This is a genomic window from Moorena sp. SIO4A1, from assembly GCF_010672065.1.
Taxonomy (GTDB): domain Bacteria; phylum Cyanobacteriota; class Cyanobacteriia; order Cyanobacteriales; family Coleofasciculaceae; genus Moorena.
Genome location: NZ_JAAHHX010000962.1, coordinates 1 through 1,133, shown reverse-complemented (window position 1 = coordinate 1,133; position 1,133 = coordinate 1). Strand labels below are relative to the sequence as shown.

Sequence of the window (1,133 nt, the reverse complement as noted above, 5' to 3'; positions counted from 1 at the left end):
CTTCGATTTGCCAACCGCCTTCTGATAAGGTCAAAATCGCCGTTTAAAAAAATCCAATACACTGCCTTTGCTAGATTTTCTTCGAGTACTTTTCGATAACTAGACTTAAGTGCCGAACAGGCATAAATAGCACCTGATTTTTGTAAGCGGGCATGCTTGTTTATCGATGCCAACCAAGGATGTCGATCTTCGTCATCTAAGGGCTGACCTTGAGACATTTTACTCAGATTCTCATTTGAATGAAAATTGTCCCCATCATAAAATGGGATGTCCATTTTTAGTGATAATGCTCGTCCGATTGTTGATTTTCCAGAACCACTTACACCCATTATGAAAATTATAGCATTCAATTTGTCCAGCCCTTTAGTAGCTAAGATACATCAAAGATTCAAGGCATTACTTTCATTTCTGAGGTGCCAATCGAAACACTTTTTAGCGATAATGACTAATTCATCTAGGATCACTGATCTAGTCTGTCAAATACATAGGGGCCGCTGACTGCTCCCCATACTTGTTCGTCATCACTATTCCAACCTTGGTCCCATGATGTAATTTTGTTTGGACATATTTCGACAATAGAACTGGCATAGCTGGCTCCCCGTAAACTACTTAGGCATTCTTTTTCTCTAGTAGACCCTGAAAAACAATTTTCGCTGGCTTTTAAAAAAACCGAGCACCCCTCTCTAAGAATTAATGAATCTGATGTGAGTGCCTCAAAAAGTGCGGGCTTCTCCCAAGCATGTATGTATTTCGAAGGATCATCTAATTCATACACACGACTTTCCATAAGTCCAGCTTCTACCATACTGATGCGATAGACCCGCTGTCTATATGGTTGGTCTTTGTAAGCGCTGGCCGCCTGTTCTACATACATCCACTTTGCTTCGGTTGAGTTTTTCCATATGGGATACATAACCAAGCTTATGTCAAAGAAAGCTGAGTCTCGTTCAGATTGGGCTTTGCTCGAAAAATGCCCGCTCATCAAAGTAAGCAGTTTTTGCTCTGGTGATATTATTGATTTAGATTTGTTTGACTTGCATGCAAATAGGCAAATGGTGCAAATGGAAAACATAATAAATCGAAAAATCATATGCTTAAATTATTCTGCCAAATATACTATGTCCATCCTGAGT

Annotated in this window: 3 protein-coding genes; 1 reads left to right on the top strand and 2 read right to left on the bottom strand. The window is 39.6% G+C overall.

Annotated elements, in window-relative coordinates; genetic code table 11:
• Positions 1–350: gluconokinase (locus F6K53_RS44475; protein WP_293087334.1), on the bottom strand; the 350-nt coding region annotated here is incomplete at its 3' end.
• Positions 351–460: 110 nt separating this feature from the next.
• Positions 461–982, bottom strand: a complete 522-nt coding sequence (locus tag F6K53_RS44470; protein WP_293087337.1) for a chromophore lyase CpcT/CpeT — start codon at positions 980–982, stop codon at positions 461–463.
• Here F6K53_RS44470 and F6K53_RS44465 point away from each other — a divergent pair.
• On the top strand, positions 924–1,133 hold a 210-nt coding region (locus F6K53_RS44465; protein WP_293087340.1), incomplete at its 3' end, for a hypothetical protein. The two genes, F6K53_RS44470 and F6K53_RS44465, sit on opposite strands and share 59 nt — an antisense overlap.